General features: G+C 70.9%; 2 protein-coding genes. Both read left to right on the top strand.

The window, feature by feature from the left end; genetic code table 11:
* Positions 1-578, top strand: a 578-nt coding sequence (locus tag BDIM_RS16595; protein ID WP_040346507.1) for a TolC family protein, incomplete at its 5' end; no start/stop codon positions are given.
* A 188-nt stretch (positions 579-766) separates the two neighbouring features.
* A complete protein-coding gene (proB, locus tag BDIM_RS16590) occupies positions 767-1,936 on the top strand; it encodes a glutamate 5-kinase (protein ID WP_088491790.1) in 1,170 nt (389 codons plus the stop codon).
* The last annotated feature ends 89 nt before the right edge of the window (positions 1,937-2,025 follow it).

Genomic DNA, 2,025 nt, shown 5'->3' with positions numbered 1-2,025 from the left:
CGCTTCTGGCCCGCCGTCCCGACGTGCGTCAGGCGGAGGCCCGCCTGTCGGCCGCCGCCGCTCGCGTCAACGTCGCCACCGCCGGCCTCTACCCAAGCATCCGCCTGGGCGGGTCGCTGGGCTCGACGGCGCTCGACGCCTCGGACCTGGGCGAGGACGCCAACTTCCGCTTCAGCGTCGGCCCGCTGATCTCCTGGTCCTTCCCCAACGTCTGGGCGGCACGGGCCCGGATCAAGCAGGCGGGCGCCCAGTCGGACGCGGCCCTGGCGACCTTCGACCAGACCGTGCTGACGGCGCTGCAGGAGACCGAGACGGCGCTCAGCGCCTACGCCAACGAGCTGGACCGCCGCACGGCCCTGCGCACCGCGCGGGATCAAGCGGCTACGGCGGCGCGCCTGTCGCGCCTGCGCTTCGACGCCGGCGCCGACAGCTTCCTGACGGTGCTCGATTCCGAGCGCACCCTGGCCGGCGCCGACGCCGCCCTGGCCGCTTCGGAAGCCCAGGTCACCACCTACCAGATCGGCCTATTCAAGGCTCTGGCGGGTGGTTGGGAACAGGCTCCCGATCCCGAAGCCTGACCTTCAGCCTCAAGCTGAAACTAGGACGCCCGGCTGGTTCGCCCGCCGGGCGTTTTCTTTGGCAGTTTTCCGCCAAGTCGCCGCACAAACAGAATATTCTTCATTCAAATACCGACAAACCAGCACTCATATGAATAATCGTCGCTCACAGCTTGGCTCAAACGACGATCTTGCGATAGGGAGGCTGTGTGACCTCCTTAGCGCCCCTCCCCGCAGCCTTTGAGGCCGCCGCCTCGCCTGCCGCCGCCCTGGCCCAGGCGCGCCGAGTGGTGATCAAGATCGGCTCGTCCCTGCTGTTCGACGCCGATCAACGCGCCGTCGCCGCCGACTGGCTGGCCAGCCTGGCCGCCGACATCGCGGCACTGCGTCGCCAGGGGCGCGAGGCGATCGTCGTCTCCTCCGGCGCCGTGGCCCTGGGACGCGGACGCCTGAACCTCTCGACCAGCCGCCTTCAGGACAAGCAGGCCGCGGCCGCCGTGGGCCAGACCCTGCTGATGCACGCCTGGGAGGAAGCCCTGGCGCCCCACGGCCTGATGGCGGGCCAGGTGCTGCTGACGCGCGACGACACCGAACGGCGCCGCCGCTGGCTGAACGGCCGCGCCACGCTAGAAGCCCTGCTGACCCACGGCGTCGTGCCCGTGGTCAATGAGAACGACACCGTCGCCACTGAAGAGATCCGCTATGGCGACAATGACCGATTGGCCGCGCGCGCGGCCCAGCTAGGGCGCGCCGACCTGTTGATTCTGCTGTCCGACGTGGACGGCCTCTACACCGCCGACCCGCGCTGCGATCCGAACGCCCGCCATCTGCCGCTGATCGAGCGGCTGACGTCCGACATTCTGGCCATGGCGTCGGGCGCCAACGCCCAGGCCGGGGTCGGCACAGGCGGCATGGCGACCAAGCTGGCGGCGGCCCAGATCGCCGCCTCGGCCGGATGCGCCACCGTCATCGCCTCGGGCCTGACCGACCATCCGTTGAGGGCGGTGCTGGACGGCGCCCGCGCGAGCCTGATCCTGGCCCCCGCCACTCCCCTGGCGGCGTGGAAGCAGTGGATCGCGGGCAGCGTGGCGCCCGGCGGCGCCCTCACGCTGGACGCCGGAGCCGTCGCCGCTCTCCAGGCCGGAAAGAGCCTGCTGCCCTCCGGCGTCGTCGCCGTCAGCGGCGATTTCGGCAAGGGCGACAGCGTACGCCTGACGGGGCCTGACGGCGCGCGACTGGGCGTGGGTCTGGCGTCCTACGCCGCCGAGGAGATCGCGCTGATCCGCGGCCGTCATTCCGACGCGATCGAAAGCCTGCTGGGCTATCGCGGCCCCTCGGTCGTCATTCACCGCGACGATCTGGTTCTGGAGGACCGATGAGCGACCTCGACGCCGCCATGCTGGACATGATGATCGACATGGGCCGCCGCGCCCGCGCCGCCGCCGACGCCTTGCGCGCCACGACGCCC

This window comes from Brevundimonas diminuta ATCC 11568, assembly GCF_000204035.1.
Lineage (GTDB): Bacteria > Pseudomonadota > Alphaproteobacteria > Caulobacterales > Caulobacteraceae > Brevundimonas > Brevundimonas diminuta.
The sequence above is the reverse complement of the archived record's forward strand: the minus strand, read 5'-3'. Positions and strand labels throughout refer to the sequence as shown.